General features: G+C 40.7%; 17 protein-coding genes. 13 read left to right on the top strand and 4 right to left on the bottom strand.

Annotated elements, in window-relative coordinates:
* The first annotated feature begins 45 nt into the window (after positions 1-45).
* From thiC to ltrA, 8 genes are all read left to right on the top strand, one after another.
* Complete coding sequence (gene thiC / locus H148_RS0110465) at positions 46-1,902, top strand: phosphomethylpyrimidine synthase ThiC (protein ID WP_029034757.1); 1,857 nt, start codon at positions 46-48, stop codon at positions 1,900-1,902.
* A gap of 12 nt (positions 1,903-1,914) precedes the next feature.
* Positions 1,915-2,511, top strand: coding sequence for a thiamine phosphate synthase (locus H148_RS0110460; protein ID WP_029034756.1), 597 nt, complete (start codon positions 1,915-1,917; stop codon positions 2,509-2,511).
* Entirely contained in the window at positions 2,498-3,259 is a 762-nt protein-coding gene (locus tag H148_RS0110455) for a hydroxymethylpyrimidine/phosphomethylpyrimidine kinase (protein WP_029034755.1), read from the top strand. Before H148_RS0110460 ends, H148_RS0110455 begins: the two co-directional genes overlap by 14 nt.
* On the top strand, positions 3,256-3,891 hold the full coding sequence (locus tag H148_RS0110450; RefSeq protein ID WP_029034754.1) for a thiamine phosphate synthase: 636 nt from the start codon (positions 3,256-3,258) through the stop codon (positions 3,889-3,891). The genes H148_RS0110455 and H148_RS0110450 overlap by 4 nt, the downstream gene beginning before the upstream one ends.
* Positions 3,888-4,667, top strand: coding sequence for a thiazole synthase (locus H148_RS0110445; RefSeq protein WP_029034753.1), 780 nt, complete (start codon positions 3,888-3,890; stop codon positions 4,665-4,667). Before H148_RS0110450 ends, H148_RS0110445 begins: the two co-directional genes overlap by 4 nt.
* Entirely contained in the window at positions 4,660-5,769 is a 1,110-nt protein-coding gene (gene thiH / locus H148_RS0110440) for a 2-iminoacetate synthase ThiH (protein WP_029034752.1), read from the top strand. The genes H148_RS0110445 and thiH overlap by 8 nt, the downstream gene beginning before the upstream one ends.
* A 1-nt stretch (position 5,770) precedes the next feature.
* Positions 5,771-6,829, top strand: a complete 1,059-nt coding sequence (gene moeB / locus H148_RS0110435) for a HesA/MoeB/ThiF family protein (RefSeq protein WP_029034751.1) — start codon at positions 5,771-5,773, stop codon at positions 6,827-6,829.
* Between the two features lie 1,516 nt (positions 6,830-8,345).
* On the top strand, positions 8,346-9,608 hold the full coding sequence (gene ltrA / locus H148_RS0110430) for a group II intron reverse transcriptase/maturase (RefSeq protein WP_029034750.1): 1,263 nt from the start codon (positions 8,346-8,348) through the stop codon (positions 9,606-9,608).
* Between the two features lie 478 nt (positions 9,609-10,086).
* On the opposite strand, the gene H148_RS0110425 is transcribed toward ltrA, so the two are convergent.
* From H148_RS0110425 to surE, 3 genes are all read right to left on the bottom strand, one after another.
* Positions 10,087-10,524 carry a hypothetical protein gene (locus tag H148_RS0110425; RefSeq protein ID WP_029034749.1) on the bottom strand — a complete coding sequence of 146 codons (438 nt, stop codon included), beginning with the start codon at positions 10,522-10,524 and terminating at the stop codon, positions 10,087-10,089.
* Positions 10,525-10,829: 305 nt separating this feature from the next.
* On the bottom strand, positions 10,830-11,198 hold the full coding sequence (locus H148_RS18355) for a hypothetical protein (protein WP_051286374.1): 369 nt from the start codon (positions 11,196-11,198) through the stop codon (positions 10,830-10,832).
* A gap of 409 nt (positions 11,199-11,607) precedes the next feature.
* The gene (gene surE, locus H148_RS0110415; protein WP_029034748.1) at positions 11,608-12,336 is read right to left on the bottom strand and encodes a 5'/3'-nucleotidase SurE; all 729 of its coding nucleotides are present in this window, start codon (positions 12,334-12,336) and stop codon (positions 11,608-11,610) included.
* A gap of 137 nt (positions 12,337-12,473) precedes the next feature.
* Between surE and H148_RS17685 the strand changes: the two genes are divergently transcribed.
* From H148_RS17685 to H148_RS0110395, 4 genes are all read left to right on the top strand, one after another.
* Positions 12,474-13,382 carry a diacylglycerol/lipid kinase family protein gene (locus H148_RS17685; RefSeq protein ID WP_051286372.1) on the top strand — a complete coding sequence of 303 codons (909 nt, stop codon included), beginning with the start codon at positions 12,474-12,476 and terminating at the stop codon, positions 13,380-13,382.
* Positions 13,383-13,572: 190 nt separating this feature from the next.
* The gene (locus H148_RS0110405) at positions 13,573-13,923 is read left to right on the top strand and encodes a DNA-binding transcriptional response regulator (protein WP_029034747.1); all 351 of its coding nucleotides are present in this window, start codon (positions 13,573-13,575) and stop codon (positions 13,921-13,923) included.
* A 1-nt stretch (position 13,924) separates the two neighbouring features.
* Positions 13,925-14,980 (top strand): hypothetical protein, encoded by a 1,056-nt coding sequence (locus tag H148_RS0110400; RefSeq protein ID WP_029034746.1) that lies wholly within the window; start codon positions 13,925-13,927, stop codon positions 14,978-14,980.
* A complete protein-coding gene (locus H148_RS0110395) occupies positions 14,977-16,419 on the top strand; it encodes a glycosyltransferase family 2 protein (RefSeq protein ID WP_037325021.1) in 1,443 nt (480 codons plus the stop codon). Before H148_RS0110400 ends, H148_RS0110395 begins: the two co-directional genes overlap by 4 nt.
* Here H148_RS0110395 and H148_RS0110390 read toward each other — a convergent pair.
* Entirely contained in the window at positions 16,416-17,651 is a 1,236-nt protein-coding gene (locus tag H148_RS0110390) for a YaiO family outer membrane beta-barrel protein (RefSeq protein ID WP_083961637.1), read from the bottom strand. The genes H148_RS0110395 and H148_RS0110390 overlap by 4 nt on opposite strands.
* Positions 17,652-17,799: 148 nt before the next feature.
* On the opposite strand from H148_RS0110390, the gene H148_RS0110385 reads away from it, so the two are divergent.
* Positions 17,800-19,077, top strand: coding sequence for an alginate export family protein (locus H148_RS0110385; RefSeq protein WP_029034743.1), 1,278 nt, complete (start codon positions 17,800-17,802; stop codon positions 19,075-19,077).
* Positions 19,078-19,127 lie beyond the last annotated feature (50 nt).

Raw genomic sequence — 19,127 nt, 5'->3', positions numbered from 1 at the left:
ATTTTTCCGGAAGCCAGAAGTTATCAACATTAAACAAAAGTAAATATGAAAAAGGACCAGACTCCAAAGCAGCAAACTATTAGCCGCGCACCTTTTCCCAACTCCGAAAAGATCTACGTACGCGGAAAGATCCATCCGGATATTAAAGTCCCAATGCGAAAGATTTTGCTTAGCGACACGGTAGATAAATTCAACGGAAAAGTAGAGAAAAACGACCCTGTGTTGGTCTATGACACCAGCGGACCGTATATAGATCCATCAATAGAGATCGATGTTCGAAAAGGTCTAAGGCCTATCCGTAACAGCTGGATTGCCGGCCGCGAAGATGTAGAGCAATTACAAGGTCTTTCTTCAGCTTACGGGCGTGAAAGGGAAAACAACGAAAAACTGGATGAGCTTCGTTTCAAAAGGAACAGAAAACCCCTTAAAGCAAAACCGGGACAGAATGTGACCCAGATGCACTATGCCCGCAAAGGAATTATTACTCCTGAAATGGAATACATTGCCATTCGGGAAAACCAGAAGCTGGAGGAGATCAAGCAAATTTCAGAACAACACCCCGGAAACAGTTTTGGAGCCAGTATCCCAAAAGTTATTACTCCGGAATTTGTGCGTGATGAGGTTGCGCGTGGAAGAGCAATTATTCCTTCCAACATCAACCATCCCGAAAATGAGCCTATGATCATTGGCCGTAACTTTCTGGTAAAGATCAACGCTAATATCGGGAATTCAGCGGTAACCTCTTCCATCGAAGAAGAAGTGGAAAAAGCCGTCTGGGCCTGCCGTTGGGGAGCAGATACGATCATGGACCTTTCCACCGGAAAAAACATCCACGAAACGAGGGAATGGATCCTTAGAAATTCTCCGGTGCCCATTGGAACGGTGCCTATTTACCAAGCACTCGAAAAGGTAAACGGAAAAGCAGAAGACCTTACCTGGGAAATTTTCAGGGATACGCTTATTGAGCAGGCCGAACAAGGCGTGGATTATTTCACCATCCACGCCGGAGTGCGTTTGGCTTATGTTCCGCATACGGCAAAAAGGGTCACAGGATTGGTTTCCCGGGGAGGTTCTATTATGGCAAAATGGTGTCTGGCCCATCACAAGGAAAGTTTCCTGTACACACATTTCGAAGAAATTTGTGAGATCATGAAAGCCTATGATGTTTCTTTCTCTTTAGGTGACGGACTACGTCCCGGAAGTATTGCCGATGCCAATGATTACGCGCAATTCGCCGAGCTTGAAACTTTGGGAGAGCTTACAAAAATTGCCTGGAAACATGACGTACAATGTATCATTGAAGGTCCCGGTCATATCCCAATGCACATGATCAAGGAAAATATGGACAAGCAGCTGGAAGTATGCGGGGAAGCTCCTTTTTATACTTTAGGGCCATTGACCACAGATATCGCTCCCGGTTACGACCACATTACCAGTGGAATTGGCGCGGCAATGATCGGTTGGTTTGGATGCGCCATGCTATGTTATGTGACTCCAAAAGAGCATTTGGGACTACCTAACAGGGACGATGTGAAAGAAGGGGTAATTACCTACAAAATCGCTGCCCATGCTGCAGATTTGGCAAAAGGACATCCCGGAGCGCAGCACAGGGATGATGCCTTGAGTAAAGCCCGATTCGAATTCAGATGGGAAGATCAGTTCAATTTGGCACTCGATCCGGATACGGCGAGGTCTTACCACGATGAAACTTTACCTTCTGAAAATGCCAAAGTAGCCCATTTCTGTTCGATGTGCGGACCAAACTTCTGCTCTATGAAAATTACTCAGGATGTTAGGAATTTTGCGGAAGAAAACGGAATGGACACACACGAAGCCATTGAAGAAGGAATGAAGAAGAAGTCAGAAGAATTTAAAGCAAAAGGAAGCGAAGTTTACCTGTAAACGGAAATCCAGATGCTGATTCTTTTTACTTCGGAAGAAAGCCAAGGTGATGAAAAGGAACAGCTCATTCACTTTTTTGAGAATGGGCTGCCCCTTTTACACGTTCGCAAACCGCGAATGACGGAAGAAGAACTGAAGTTATGGTTATCACGATTTGAAGAAAAATACCTTCAAAGAATGATACTTCATCAACATCATCATTTAGCTGAAATTTTTCCGGTAAAAGGTATTCATTTGAAGGAAAGCTGCCGAAGCAAAAAGAAAGATTTAGCTGAATATATACAGCAGTATAAATCGGATGGCTTTACGGTGAGTTCTTCATTTCACGATCTGGAACAGCTGAAAAATGAAGCTTCGGCATTTGATCATGTCTTTTTGAGTCCGGTGTTTAATTCAGTTTCCAAAACTGGTCATAAGGGACGGGCTTTTAATGTAGAAAATGTGCAACACAAAGTGATCGCTTTAGGCGGAATTGAAACCGATAATATTACGAAAGCAAAAGAATTGGGATATGCGGGAGTAGCAGTATTGGGAGCCGTATGGCTTGATGAAAACAGAGACAAGGTTTTTACTGAAATCTATAAAGAGTACAGAAATGTTTACCACTAAAAGACCGTTTGTTTTAAGCATTGCCGGATTTGATCCCTCCGGCGGAGCCGGATTGCTGGCTGATGTCAAGACCTTTGAAAGCCTGGAATGTTATGGATTGGCGGTAAACACTGCAAATACGATTCAGAATGATAAAAAATTTGAAGCCTGTCACTGGACTTCTGAAGGTATTATCCTTCAGCAACTGGAACTTTTACTGGAAAGATTTCCTGTAGAGGTTGTGAAAATCGGAATTGTGGAAAACCTTCAGGTTTTGTATAAAGTGATCGACAAACTGCTGGTTAAAAACCAAAGCATCAGGATCATTTGGGACCCGGTTTTAAAATCCAGTAGCGGATTCTCATTTCAGGAACCAAAAGATTTTCAGAAGAATTTCGAATCCATTCTCGAAAAGGTTTTTGTAGTCACGCCGAACTTTGAGGAGTTGCAACTATTTTATCCTGAATTGCCTATGGAAGAAACGATCCGGAAAATAAGCAGCAAAACCAATTTGTATCTAAAGGGAGGACACCGACCGGATGCACTTGGACTGGACGAACTGTTTACCACAGAAGGAGCAACCTTGAGCTTTAAGCCGGGACGAACCAATTGTTCAGAAAAGCACGGTAGCGGATGCGTTTTATCCTCAGCACTTGCAGCACATTTGGCTTTGGGTGATCCACTTCCGGAGGCTACCCGAAAAGCAAAAAAGTACATTGAGAAAGTATTAGCATCAAACAAAACATTATTAGCATATCATAACATATGATCTCCAACTTACACTATATATCACAGGGAGAAACGCCCGCAGAACACCTGGAAAACATTCGCAGGATATGTGCCGCCGGGGCAGACTGGGTTCAGTTGCGCCTCAAAAATGAATCTTTTGAGACGGTCCTTGAAACAGCAAAATCAGCAAAAAAAATTTGTGAAAAGTTCCAGGTGAAACTGATCATTAATGACTTTCCGGAGGTAGCAAAAAAGGTGAATGCCGCAGGCGTTCATTTAGGAAAAGAAGACAGCTGCCCTTTGGAAGCCAGAAAACTCCTGGGGCCGGATAAGATCATTGGAGGAACCGCAAACACGCTTGAGGATTGCGAAAGCCTTTGTGAAAAAGAGGTAGATTATATTGGCCTGGGTCCTTTCCGCTTTACAACCACCAAGAAGAACCTCAGCCCCGTATTGGGAGCAGAAAGTTACCGGAAGCTGCTAAGCAGCCTTAGTGCCGGCGGAACATCAATTCCGGTCATTGCCATTGGCGGGATAACGCCAAGCGACATTCCCGCGTTGGCTGAAATAGGGGTGCACGGAGTGGCAGTTTCCGGGTGGCTAACCACTCATCCGCAACCCGAAAAAGTACTTCAGGAAATTAACAAACAATTTTCAGAGACACAATTATGAGCAACACAGATCAATTAAAAATAGCAGACAAAACCTTTTCTTCCCGTTTGTTTACGGGAACAGGAAAATTCAGTTCTTCAGAAGTAATGCAACAGGCGATCTTAGCTTCTCAAAGTGAACTGGTGACGGTGGCTTTAAAAAGAGTGGAACCGGGAAATGACGACGACCAAATGATTTCTTCCTTAAAAGATCCTTACATCAGTCTTCTACCCAATACTTCGGGCGTGCGAGATGCCAAAGAAGCTCTATTTGCTGCCCAAATGGCCAGAGAAGCACTGGAAACGAATTGGGTGAAAGTGGAAATTCATCCCGATCCCAAATATTTACTTCCGGACCCTATAGAGACTTTAAAAGCCTGCGAAGAACTGGTAAAAATGGGGTTTGTGGTAATGCCCTACATCCATGCCGATCCGGTTTTGTGCAAGCGGCTTGAAGAAGTGGGCGCGCAGTGTGTAATGCCTCTGGGTGCTCCTATTGGCAGCAACAAAGGACTAAAAACACTGGATTTCCTGGAGATCATCATTGAACAAAGCAACGTGCCGGTGATTATAGATGCGGGAATCGGGAGTCCGTCTCACGCCGCACATGCTATGGAAATAGGCGCCGATGCTGTTTTGGTAAATACGGCAATTGCAGTTTCTCCCAATCCGGTGGAAATAGCAAAAGCCTTTAAACTCGCTGTGGAAGCAGGAAGAATCGCCTACACCGCAAAACTGGCTCCACAAAGACAACAAGCCGAAGCAAGTAGTCCGTTAACACAATTTCTATATGAGTAGTTTCAAAGATACTTTAAGCGAATATTCCTGGGATGAGGTGCTGCAGAGCATTTTCTCAAAAACAGAAGCCGATGTGCGTTCTGCACTGCAGTACAGAAAAAGGGATCTGGAAGATTTCAAAGCGCTCATCTCTCCTGCCGCAAAGCCTTTTCTGGAAGAAATGGCGCAGCAGAGCAAGACGATCACCAAAAAGCGCTTCGGAAATACGATGCAGATGTATGCTCCCATGTATCTGAGCAATGAATGTCAAAATATTTGCACCTACTGTGGGTTCAGTATGACGAATAAAATCCCCAGAAAGACGTTGAGCTATGCAGAGATAATCAAGGAAGCCAAATTCTTAAAGTCAAAAGGATACGACCATATTCTGCTCGTAACCGGTGAGGCAAACAAGACTGTGGGCGTCGATTACATGTGTAATGCGATTAAACTATTGAGACCCTATTTCTCTAATATTTCCATTGAAATTCAGCCGTTAGATCAGGATGAATATGAACAGCTGATAGAAAACGGACTTTATGCCACACTGGTATATCAGGAAACATATCATCGGGAAACCTATAAGGTCCATCACCCGAAAGGAAAAAAGTCGAACTTCGATTATCGGCTGGAAACTGCAGACCGGCTAGGAAGAGCAGGAATCCATAAAATTGGAATTGGTGCGTTGTTCGGACTCGAAGACTGGAGAGCCGATAGCTTTTTCACTGCTTTACATCTCAAATATCTGCAAAAGACCTACTGGAAAACGAGGTACTCTATTTCATTTCCTCGCTTACGGCCTTTCAGTGGCGGACTCGAACCAAAAGTGGAGATGACAGATCCCGACCTGCTTCAGGTTATTTGTGCTTACAGATTACTGGATGAAGAAGTGGAATTGTCTATTTCCACCCGGGAAAGTGAGATCTTCAGGAACAATATCGTTCACCTGGGAATCACTTCGATGAGTGCAGAATCTAAAACAAATCCCGGAGGTTATGTGGTGGAGCCGCAATCTTTGGAGCAGTTCGAAATTTCCGACGAAAGAAGTACAGAATTTATCGCAAAAATGCTTTCTGAAACCGGGATAGAACCTGTCTGGAAGGACTGGGAAAAAAGCTGGTAATATGTTGACAGAAAAAGAAAAGCAGCGCTATCTCCGGCACATACTTCTCGATGAAATCGGTGAAGCAGGACAACTGAAACTGAAGCAGGCAAAGGTCCTGGTGATAGGAGCCGGCGGACTTGGATGCCCCGTTTTACAATATCTTGCTGCCGCCGGAGTGGGAAAAATAGGAATAATAGATGATGATCTGGTAGAAAGTTCAAATTTACAGCGGCAGATCCTGTTTTCAGAAAAAAACGTAGGGGAGCCAAAAGTAATTGCTGCCAAAAACCGGCTTCAGGAGATGAATTCTTTGATAGAAATAGTGGCTTATAATGAGAGATTGACGGCGAAAAATGCATACGATTTATTTTCGGAGTACGATATCATCGTTGAGGGAAGTGACAATTTCACCACTAAATACCTGACCAACGACGCCGCTGTTTTAACTGAAAAGCCTCTGGTTCTCGGTTCCATTTTTAAGTTCGACGGACAGGTATCGGTGTTTAATTACCAGAATGGACCTACTTACCGCTGTCTTTTTCCGGAACCCGGTTCTGCTGAAGAAATGCCTTCCTGTAGCGAAGTCGGTGTCTTGGGAATTTTACCCGGAATCATCGGAAACCTGCAGGCGAATGAAGTGCTAAAAATAATCTTAGGGATTGGCAATGTATTATCAGGGAAATTACTCCTTTTTGATGTTTTTGAGATGCAAAACAAAATCCTGCCCTTTTCAAAAAATTCCGATGTGGTGGTAACGGAATTAAAAGAAATCAATTTTTCCTGCGGGACTGGCATTTCGGAATCTCTTTCTTATGAGCAATATAAATCTACCCCGGAAAATTATTCGTTATTAGACGTTCGTACGGCCAAAGAGCGGGCAATCCACAATATCGGAGGATTCCACATTCCCCTTCCGGAGCTACAAAAAAGGTACAGCGAATTAGCTTCCGAAGATAATTTGCTGGTGTACTGCGCCTCAGGAGTGAGAAGTTTGGAAGCTACTTCTATAATAAAAGCTTTCTTTCCCGAAAAAAAGATGCACAACCTGAAAGGAGGTCTTAAAGCAGTGAAATCTTGAAACTTTTTATTTTAGTTGTGGACGTAATTCGTGAACCGGGAAAAGTTCTAACCAGGGGAAGAAAATATCATTCGAGGAACTGAGTAGTCCTACTGGTCAAATAAGACAAGCGAACGAAGCACAGCGGAGTGCTGCAAGCCCAAATCTACCGAACTAATACCATGTTGTGAGGCCACAGATATTTCTTGAAGAATTTCAAAGAGGAATAAATTCTAATGGTTTTTAATTTATGAGCATGTAAACTATTTCTCATACTGTAATTTAATGTTTTTTATTAAGAAAATTTTAAGTAAATTATAAATATTCTATTTAATGACTATGAATTAACTAACTACTGGCATTGCAGGCGCGCGCCTTCTGTTGTTCCAGTAAAAACTACAATTCATTATGGACGAGAGCTGGGAGAACATCTTTTCTACTGAAAATGGCGGCAGAGCCAATTTTTTAAAAGCTTGTAGAAGGATCTTTAGGTTAGTATTGCTAGTGGGTACAATCTCTTTTGCTTTATATGCTATATTATTCTATTGATCCTAAATCAGAAAAATCCCTCCCTATAGGTTTTTTGCAATCGTGAGTTTTGTAATTCTATAGGAGAGGGTCAATTTTTTATAATTCCCCTGTTTCTTTAATGAAAGTCCAGCCAATGCTGCAAGCTTAGATCTTCCGAACTAATATTATGTTGTAATACCAGGGCTATAAACTCCACAATAGTTTTAAAAATGGCTTTTAGTAACTTTTGCCGCAAAAAATTCTTTATTTATAAGGGTTCCCAAAGCATTTGCCGCAAAATTAGTAATAGTCTTTGAAAGTAAAAGATGCGAAGTCCTATAAACAAAGGGGGAGAACCATTACAACATCGCTCCGCGTGTTCTCCTCTTGCTGTGTGTCCTGAGTTATCACGGGAGTACAATAGAACCTAAAAAGTTCATTGAAATGATAACATAACTTTGATAATGATGATAGAATTTTATGTAGAAACAGAAACGAGCTAACCCCATTTTTGGATGGTAAGTTAGAAGTCTCACGGTACCGTTTCATAAAATGTTGGCCTATCGAACAAGATGTTCAGGCGTATTGTTCAAACCATCTTGTGGTGCTTGTTTTAAGAGAACAGGTATTGAGCGACAAGATCTGGTGAGAGTATGGGAGTTGAACGTAAGTGAACCTCTATGGACGTGTCGAAAGTGACCTTTACGGTGTCAAAATTGAGGAGAGAGCAGCTCCGATAGATTAAGTATGGTGGATACCTGATTACTGACCATACGACACCCGGCATATAGGAGGCAAGAACCATACTCAGGCATTATCAAGGAACAGGAGAACCAATATCTAAATGAGAAGCAAAAATGGTGAAAATCCCGAAGCGGAAAAACCAGAAAGTAGCGACGTTAGGTATTGGGACGGATGAAGTCGTAGTAGCGAAAATACTCCAGAGAACAAGATTAATCATCTTGTGAGCGAAGGACTTCACTCAAGCATGTTCATTTATTGTATTACAACTTAAAGTAATTTAAGGATGATTTTTAATGAAGAACACAAGACGCAACCTATTAGCAGGTTGCAGGTAAATGAAGCTTTTAAGAGAATAAAAGCCAACAAAGGGAGTGCTGGAGTAGATGGATTATCCATTGAAACAGTAAGTAGTCAACCACGGAAATATCTGTACCCATTATGGAACAGGATGGCCAGTGGGAGTTACTTCCCTAAACCTGTTCGACAGGTACTAATCCCAAAAGGGAAAGGTAAAATGAGACCTTTGGGTATTCCCACTGTAGTTGATCGGGTTGCCCAACAAGTAATTGCATCGCAGTTAAACACAATTGTTGATCACACCTTTAGTCCAAGCAGTTTTGGGTATCGTCCCAGGAAATCTGCACATGATGCCTTAGGCCAATGTCGTATAAATTGTTTACGATATAGCTGGGTCATTGATTTGGACATAAAAGGATTTTATGACAACATTGATCATGAACTGCTACTGAAAGCTGTTCAGCACCATACACAGGAGAAGCATATTTTGCTGTACGTGAAAAGGTGGCTGGAGGCTCCAGTGCAATTATCTGATGGAACGCTGCATAATCCGAATGGTAAAGGCACACCACAGGGCGGAGTAATTAGTCCTGTATTAGCTAATATCTTTATGGATATTGTATTCGACAAGTGGATCCAAAAGCGCTATCCTGATATCCAGTTTGAACGTTATGCTGATGACATTGTGGTTCATTGTTACCACTTGCCTCATGCTAACCGACTTCTTGAAGAAATCGAAAGACGATTCAGAGAGTGTAAACTGGAAGTGAATCAGGAGAAGACAAGAGTAGTGTACTGTCGCAGAAATCAGAAGAAAAGACCAAGGTTTAAAGTGAAATTTCAGAAGTTCGATTTTCTGGGTCACACCTTTAAACCCAGAGTAGTTAAAATAAGGGGAATAATGAAACTAGGTTTTACCCCTGCCATCAGTCAGAAAAGCATCAACAGGATAAATGAAGAGCTCTTCAGGATGAACATCCATAAAATGGTACAGTTCCCATTGAGCAAAATTGCATCTCTGTTGCGGCCTAAAATCAGAGGATGGATAAACTACTACGGTAAATTTCGACTGGGAGGCCTCAAGAAACTATTTAGAACATTGCACATTCGCTTGATAAAATGGATACGTAATAAGTACCGTAGGTTCAAGCGGAAGCAGTGGGTCCTTGCGCTACGACATCTACAGAAAATATGCAGGCTCGAACCATACCTGTTTGAACATTGGCAATATTCAGGGCTTAAACCTTAAAGTCTTGGCTGAGAGGAGCCGTATGAATTGAGAGATTCACGTACGGTTCTGTGAGAGGTTTAGGGGTGAAATTCCCCTTTACCTACTCGACAAACCCCCACCTTCTATAAATCAATTATTTCAACCATATCTCTTTTTAAAGAAAAACAAATGTGGCAAAGAATTATTAAAATCTAATTTAGAAATTAATTGGAAATAAGTTCTGGGTTAATAGAGGTTCCTCAGGATTTGATTGATAATCCTTATAAAATGGTGAAGCAATAACAAGAGATAAAAAGGTATTAAAAAAAGATTTTATCATTGTTATAAAATATCCTTATTAGGATTTATAATTCCATTTTTCCCTCGGAATTTTTTATCTTTAAATGATCAAGTTTCACCCCACAGGAGCACCGACTGTAGAAATCTTTATTGTTCTAAATTTGATAATAAAGCAAGTAAAGCTTTTAGAACTTAAAACGTACCCTTGAAAAGATTCCTAAATAGTAAGGCTGTTATTCAGGTTGTTAGCAGGGCCTAAACTACCGGTGAATCCGGCAGTACTTATGGTAACCTCATTCTCCTGAAGAAAAAATGTACTGGCACCTGCAATTAAACTTACTCCCACCTGCTTATCTATTAAAGCGAATTCCAGTTCTAGAGGAATCTCAATAAAGTCGAGTTGTTGATCTAAAGTTCCGTATCCGGCGGAATAATGAATATTACCAGCAGGATTTCCCTCTAATGCGCTGGCATTTCCTGCAAGGTTATTTTCCACATTCCTGGTTTTGGAACTGAGATTAAGGCTGTTTACCCCGGAGCGGATCTTAATCTTATCCGATAATTGATAAGCCAGGGAGAGGCCGTAGGCTATAGTGATCCCACCAGGATTTGAATTACCAGCAAATTTTTTATCAAGAGCATTTCCCTCTCCCATTTTCCCAAAGTAAACGGCCGCAATGGTAGGTGATAAACTGAATTTATCTTCAAAAGATTCTTTTTGAACAGCTTTTTTCTTCTGTATTAACAGAACATGAAAAAAAGGGAAGAATAAACAAAATTAAGAGTAATTTTTTCATTTTTAGGTCTTTTAAATTATAGCTGCTTATACTTCTAAGAGCGGAAACTTTAAAAAGGTTGCGTCAAACGAAAACAATTTTGATAGTTACCCCACAAACCTTTTCATGGTTGGTTTATTAATTATTTTCCTAATCCAGTTTTTCATACTGTAGACCCAACCCATCACACATCGGTAGTAAGATAGAGATGTTCAGTCAAAGAAGAAGAGTAGCATGTAGCTACTAACATGCTTTGTTTATCATGGTGAAAGTAAACATAAACATTTACTTCCGGGCTCTGCATTTCGTTGCTGGTTTCAGAAATTTCATATGTGCCTGTTGCTTTTAATACTTCTCCATCGTGAATTCTTGTTTTTGTAAAGGTTCCATCGGCATTTAAAGTATATGCCTCCTGAAAAGGCATATCTGATCCGGTTTGTACCGAATTTTTAACCTGCCCGGAGGTTTGTACAAGAACCCAGTCACCCGGCATACCCGGATCTAAAGGGCCATCTGTCTCTATTGAGCAGGAAAGTAATGGAAGAATGAACATAAGTGAGAATAATTTTTCATTTTATTTCTTTTAAGTTAGAACTGCTTATACTTATATGAGCAGAAACTCTTAAAAGGTTGCGTGAGATTAATATAAATTGAACTGAAATTTTCCAAAGATGAAAATATTCATTCCTTTTCGACAATTATATCATGCGCAGATGCTTGTACCGAAAAAAAAAGGGTTTTAGAATAATAATTTAAAGCTTGTATTTAACATAATGCACAGCAGGCCAATTTTGATGGTGCAGCTACTGAAATCCAAATAGGTATGGAGGTGTAAGCACGGCGGCGGAATAGGAAGGGTAATGAGGGCTTAAAAAAATTATTTAAAGTGCTGTCACATAAATAAAGCCCCACACCAAAGTGCAGAGCTTTATTCTGTGAGGTTAAGGAAAAAAATCTTATCCTTATTTCTCCTTTTTCGCCTCGTATATTTTTTTATCAGTTAGGTCCAGGATCATTGGGGTGATGCTCGTCTTACCATGCTTCACAGCCCACCTGTCTGTTCCTTCTTCTACATCTTCAATGGGGAAGACGGTGAACCAGTAATGCTCGCGACCCATAGGGTCTTCCTGCTGTACCACTTTCCCATCATAGTGACGTACCGACTGGCAGGTCCAGACAATATCTCCTGCGGGTTTTCTTGGGAAGTTGATATTAAGGAGTTCCATTGAAGATTCATGCATCACCTCTTTTAATGAATCTACAACAAAAGGTTCCAGGGCATCAAAATCGGGTTCATTATCACCTATTGATACACTAAGTGCAACACCTCTAATTCCAAACAATACAGCCTGTCGTGCAGCCGACAAGGTTCCGGAATGCCAAGCCGAATTTCCAAGGTTTGATCCTATGTTGATACCCGAAAGGACAATATCTATATCATCAAATAAATGAGTTCCCAGAGCGACACAATCGGCAGGAGTTCCACTTACTCTATATGCTTCCATTCCTTCGAAGTGGATGGGGGATTTTTTATAAGTAATAGGCTTAGCAGAGGTTATGGCTTGGCCCATAGATGACTGTTCAACATCGGGAGCCATTATAATTACTTCCCCGTATTTGGAGGCACATTTAGCCAGGCAGGAAAGCCCGGGACTGTAAATTCCGTCGTCATTGGTTACAAGTATTTTCATAAGTTAATTATCTTTAATGTGGTTGTTATTTTAAAATACAAAACTTTAGACTAAGATAAAACCTGAGTATTATAAGTCTGTGTTAATGAAGCCATATTCTTCTTAACGGAATCTTATCTTTATTGGAAACCACGGTAATGAAACAAACAATTCTTATACATAACCCTACGGCTGGATCTGGGAAACATGATGAAAAAACTCTGGTAAAAAAAATTGAAGCGGCAGGATATGAGGTTAAATATTATTCCACAGATACACCGGGTTGGGAGCGGTTTACTCGAAACGAGGCCGATGTCATTTTTCTTGCCGGGGGTGACGGCACGGTACAAAAACTGGCTGCAGAATTACTCAAGGTGGGAGCACCCATTCAAAAAACCCCTGTACAAGTGCTGCCATTGGGCACAGCTAATAATATTGCTACCACTTTAAATTTAAATCTTTCTATTAAAGCACTTGATGAACTTAAGAATATTGAACCTTTTGATGTGGGACAGGTGGAAGGTGCGGGGGAAGCAGGATTTTTTATCGAAGGACTGGGCTTTGGAATTTTTCCGAAGCTGCTGAAAGTAATGGAAAAGAAAAAGAAAAACGAAGGAGAGCCGGAAGATCCTGATGATGAACTTAATCAATCGTTGCAAGAGCTATTGGAAATCGTAAGAAACTCCAAGGCATGTGAAGCAATAATTATTGCTGATGGAGAAGAAATTACCGGAAGATTTCTTCTGGTGGAACTAATGAACATCAGGTTCATTGGTCCCAATTTTGAACTTGCTCCCGGAGCCCTGACGGGCGATGGAAGTTTTGAACTGGTTGCCGTACCCGAAAAAGCCCGAAAAGACCTGGAAAGTTATATTCAGGATCTTCTAAAAAAGGATGAAAATATTTTCCTTGAGGATTTTGTTTTTTCAAAGAAGGTAAAGAAGGTTCGGTTTAAATGGTTTGGTAAGGATATGCACATAGATGATGAGAGAATTGATGATTATAAAGGAGAAGAAATAAAAGTCGAAAACAAACATGCTGCTTTTAATTTCATAGTTGAAAGTTAGAGGATGATTTCAATTCAATTTTACAGATCCACTTTGTTATCCGATTAAAACCCTGCCGATAAACAAGATGTTTAACGTATATACTTCTTTATCAGTCAAAAAGAATGACTGGATTAACATATTTATAACTAATTTTTGTTAGATTTGTAAGGTACTGAGCCCCAATTCAGTACTCCCTACTTAGCCTCATATGGTAAAAACTGCACTGATAATTCAGCAGGACCTCATTCTGTTACAGGTTCTGGAACGAATGATCTTAAATCACGACTATCGCTGTAAAGCAATACGTAGCCTGGACCAGTTGGATATTGAAGATCAGGATGAAAACTTCGATATTATTATTTCAGATATTTTATTTGACGGAATTGCGCCCCTGGATTACGTATACCAGATAAAAGAGATCATACGGCATAAATCCCTGCTAATCATTACCAGCATGGGGCAGAAGAAAGTTCGTCAAAACATTTTGGAGATGGGGCATGTATCCGGCTTTTTTGCAGTTCCTTTCAATTTTGACAAAGTAGAACAAATGTTGTCATAGTATGGAGGGAAAACTACTTCTGCTTATTTCAATCCTGCTTTTTTTTCTCGTTTTGGTGTGGTGTACTATTGGTATTAGCCTGCTATACCGTAAGATTAGAAAAAAACAACTGGATAGGATTGAATATACATTTGCCAACGAAATAGCAAAGTACCTTTACCCACCCAGGGGGGAGGAATATTCTTTTATAAATGTTCAGCGAGCTTTACAGGCTGTAGGTGCTAAACCTTCTAAAAAGGCTAATATCCAGTACCTTATAGATCTTATGATAAGGGCCCAGAGAACAATGCTGGGAGAAAATTACATCAAATTACGTCTTCTTTTTAGTCAAATTCCTCCCTATAGAGCAGCCCAATCCAAGCTTAAGAGCAGGAAATGGTATGTGAAGGCAAGAGGAATAAGGGAAATTTATGAAATGGAACAATCCCAGTATCTAAAAGATGTGACAAGGGAACGTAATAATCCTAATATTTATGTAAGAAGGGAGGCGCAGATTGCTATGGTTGTTTTCCTGGGATGGGAGAGTCTTCGATTTCTTCCTTATCTAAAAAGAGAAATGACACTCTGGCAACAGATCAAGATCGTGGAGAAGCTTTTTGCTCTCTATCCCGATCCGAAAATTAAATATTTAAAAAAAACTTATGCGACACAACGACCTTACGCACAGGAGTTACTAATGAGGATCATCAGGAAGTATAATTTGTTTACAGAAGTCGATTATATCATTGGTTTCCTTGATCATGAAAGTTTTGATCGCCGGGAAACGGCAATTTATTGTATTAGTTCATTTAAACTTACGGGAGAACAGCTCCAAGAGGTAAAAGCTAAGATTTTTAACGTTCCCACAATCGAACAACAGGTACAGTTGCTAAAGTATATACACCAGATCTCAGACACCCCCGATCTGGAATTTTATGATGCCATTTTGCATACCGGGAATGATATTCTTGAGCTTAGTGCAGCCGAAATTCTCTGGACCAGTGGCCATGAAAAGCTGGTGCATGAATTCTACTACAGCCAATATTCCACCATTGACGCTCTAAAAGAAGTTATATGACTGATTTATTGTACAGCTTCTATGTAAAAATAAGTTGGCTATTCTTTGTCTACGGAATGCTCCTGCTATCATTTTATTTTTTGGGTGTAGTCCTCTCTGCAATGGCAGTTAAACGCAATAAGCGCCGGTCAAGATTCCTGCAGGTTAAGGATATTGTTAGTGCCACAGATATTCCTTCGGTAACTCTTGTTGCTCCTGCATTTAACGAGGGTCGAACTATTGTTGAAAATGTAAAATCCCTTCTTTCTATACAATATCCTTTTTATGAATTGATTGTAGTAAACGATGGGAGCAAAGACAACTCCATGGATTTGCTTATTGAAAAATATAAGCTGAAAACTATAGATTCTACCTTTATCGTACAGCCTATTCCCACTGCTATGGTACGGGCGGTATATAAAAGTACAGAGATCCAGTATAAACACCTGACGATTATTGATAAAAACAATGGGGGGCGAAGTGATGCTATAAACTGCGGAATTAATTTCGCCACTACAGAGCTTGTTCTCTGTACAGATGCCGACTGTATTGTAGAGCAGGATGCTATTCTTAAAATGGTACGGCCATACCTGGAGGAAGGAGACCGGGAAATTATTGCCTGTGGCGGAGCTATTGGAGTTGCAAATGATTCCGAAATTAAGTCCGGTGTCCTTAAAAAGCTAAAAGTTCCGAAGGATCTTTTACCTACAACCCAGGTAGTGGAATATATTAGGGCTTTTCTTATAGGTCGAATGGGATGGGGAGAAGTGAACGGTCTCATGCTGGTATCTGGCGCCTTTGGTATGTATCCCCGCACCCGGTTATTAGAAGTAGGAGGTTTCAACATTAACACGGTTGGAGAGGACCTGGAGCTTTGTATCCGACTCCGGGTTCATATGGAAAAACTGAAGAAGAAATACAAAGTGGTCTATATCCCTGAAACCCTTTGCTGGACCGAAGTTCCCCATACCTACAGCATTTTTGTAAAACAGCGGGATAGATGGACCAGGGGTCTTTGGGAAACTCTGAAGTTACATCGTTACCTTTTCATGAATCCCAGGTATGGGAAAATGGGAATGATCTTTTTTCCTTACTGGTGCTTCTTTGAATTTGGAGCGCCCATAGTTGAATTTCTAGGGATCATCTTTATAATATTCTTTGGCTATCACGGGCTCATTGACTGGCCATCGGCGATACTACTGTTCACAGCAGTTTATTTGCTGGGGTGCATCTTCTCTTCAGTAGCAGTTTTCTTTTATATCCTAAATTTCAGGCATTATTCTTCTGCCCGGGAAGTTGCAGAGCTTTTACTTGCAGCATACCTCGAGCCTTTTATTTTTCATCCTGTTTTGGTCTTTGGGCAGCTTAAGGGACTTTATAAAAAACTCTTCGGAATTAAATCGGGTTGGGGTACCATGACCCGAAAAGGATTTAGTACAGAAACTTCAGCTTCTTCTTAAAATTTATACCTGTAACCCAGGCTTGCAAATAACTGTTGTCCTTTCTTGTCATTCGCTAAATCTTCATAAAGCATTCCGCCGCTAATAGAAATTACGTGATGAATTCCGATGGATTTATTAATTCCGGTATTTATATACCAGGCATCCAAAGCAGGATTTTCCTGAGCCTGGGTGTACAGTGTAGGATCATCTGGGGAGATACCGCTACCCACCCTTCCAAAAAGGTAATTTTCGGGGGTGCTTAAGTAGTATCTAATATTGAATTGGTAATTCTGAACCAGTTTCTCAAATTGCTCGGGACCAATAAAAGCTCTTGCATTTAAATAAAATTTCCCGGTGTAGGTGGTTAGTCCTCCAATTCCTATAAAATGGGTATTGCTATCATTAGTTAAGCTTCTAAATCCTATTTCAGCTTCAAAAGAGGGTGCGAAATTATAGAAAGCTGAAGCACTGGCTCTAAATTCGGGAAAAACACTTCCATCAGGAAAACCAACGTTACCAAAGGCATATAATTTCTCGGAAAAAATAGGATAGGCCTCTATTTCATATAAAGTTCCATCATTATAGGAGCGATCTGAATAGGTTAATCTTCCAATGAGCGCCATATTTGAAAAGTTGTGCTGGTATTCTGTACTTACTACATACCAGGGGTCATTCCGGGGATAGTCATCGCTAAAAGAAATGTACTGTCCCGTTACCTGCACGGCATTTTTGACAGTGAGGTTTATTATTTGATGTAAAGCATATCGTTGGCCATCATTAAGAGCAGATTGTTGGAAAATTTTTGTTGCTAGCGTTCTTGCTTCTTCAGATTTACTTAATTGCAACAGGAGTCGGGCTTTAATGATGTTTATTTCGGCATCTTCATTATAAATCTCCAGAAGGTGATCTGCAAATAGTAGTGCAGTTTGCGATTCCATTTGTCGGAGACGTTGAACAGTCAATGATTTTACCCCTTCATAATGAGGGGCCCGGTTCAGTAAAAATTCAAGATCTACATTAGTTTCTTCCAGAAGCTGTAAAGCAAACTTGTTCCGTATCTGGAGTACTCTTATATCATGATATTCAGGAGCGGCAGTAAGAGCGGTAGTCGTAAGCACAAGAGATTTCTTGAAGTTGCCACTTTGATACTCCTCCAAAGCTTCATAGTATAATTTATCTGTATTTATTTCCTGGGTAACTGCGGTAAATGAACTTAAAGAAATCATTAAAAACAGTAGGAGGTGCTTCATAAGTGAGGGGGCAAAGGTTTGCTAAAAATATGAAAATTTTATAGTTCTTAATTGCGAGGGCGAGTTTAAATTTTTATGTAATTATGAGAAAAATCATAGTTTATAACAGGAGCAATAGATTCTTTTGTAGCTGAAAATTTATATAAAAATGAATAAATTCTACTTCTTATTCGCTCTTCTTTTTTCATCAACCTTATTTTCACAGACCTTTGAAGCCGACCTGCAGGTGCGACCAAGGTTTGAATTCAGGAATGGATATAAAACACTATTACCGGAGGATGCAGATCCTGCTGCCCATACGTCCCAACGTACCCGTCTTACTCTTGGGTATGGTGACGAAAACCTGAAGGTGAAATTTTCAGGCCAGAGCATTGGTGTTTGGGGGGATACTCCAACCATGCGTTTAGAAGATAATAATTCCTTTTCAATATTTGAAGCCTATGGCCAGTATCAAACAAGTCGAAATTTTCTTTTCCGTATAGGTAGACAGGTTTTATCCTATGACAACCAGAGGATCTTAGGGGAAGTTGGCTGGGCTCAGCAAGCACGCAGTCATGATGCGGCTCTTGTCTCCTGGAAGCCTGCTGCAAACCACAGGCTGGATCTTGCTGCAGCCTATAACGCCGAGACAGAAACTTTGTTAGAAGTTCCTTACAGCATAAATAATTATCAAAACCTTCAAATGGCCTGGTACCATCTGGACGTCAACAATGTTGGTTTTAGTTTCCTTCTAATGAATACCGGTTATGAATTTGATGCAGCCACGCAGGAGAGGGAAGTAGATTATATTCAAACCTATGGAGCCTTTCACAATTTCGTTTCTGGAGATCTTTTTGGTAATGTTGGAGCTTACGGGCAGGCGGGAAGTCATACAGGTCGGGAAGTTTCTGCATGGTATGCAGGCATTAATCTAAATTACAAACTGGCTGATATTTTCGTAACTGGAGTGGGAGCCGAATATCTTTCGGGGACAGATATGAACGATACTTCAGGAGAACTCAAATCATTCACTCCGCTGTTTGGAACAAACCACGCCTTCAATGGGCATATGGACTATTTTTATGTGGGTAACCACCAGAATTCTGTCGGCCTTTTAGATCTCTACGGAAAGTTTTCCTATGTCACTTCAAAATTTGAAATTTCTGTAACGCCTCATGTTTTCTCATCGGCTGCGACTATCACCGATTCTGCCGGAAATGAGCAGGATGATTACCTTGGGACAGAAATAGACATTGCAGCGGGATATAAGGTGCGGAAGGATTTGGGGATCAATCTTGGTTATTCCCAGATGTTTGGCAGTGAATCACTTGAGATCCTAAAAGGAGGGAATGCATCCATAACGCAGAACTGGGCCTGGGTGATGGTGAGCTTTAGTCCTAAGTTGTTTAGTTTTACAAAACCTCAGGACTCCCCGAATGCTTTATAAATCTTATTTGTAGTTATCATATTAGCCGGGAAATTCCCGGCTAATTTCTT

Origin of the sequence: Salinimicrobium terrae DSM 17865 (assembly GCF_000424665.1) — a bacterium.
Lineage (GTDB): Bacteria > Bacteroidota > Bacteroidia > Flavobacteriales > Flavobacteriaceae > Salinimicrobium > Salinimicrobium terrae.
This window is presented reverse-complemented; position numbering and strand designations above follow the sequence as displayed.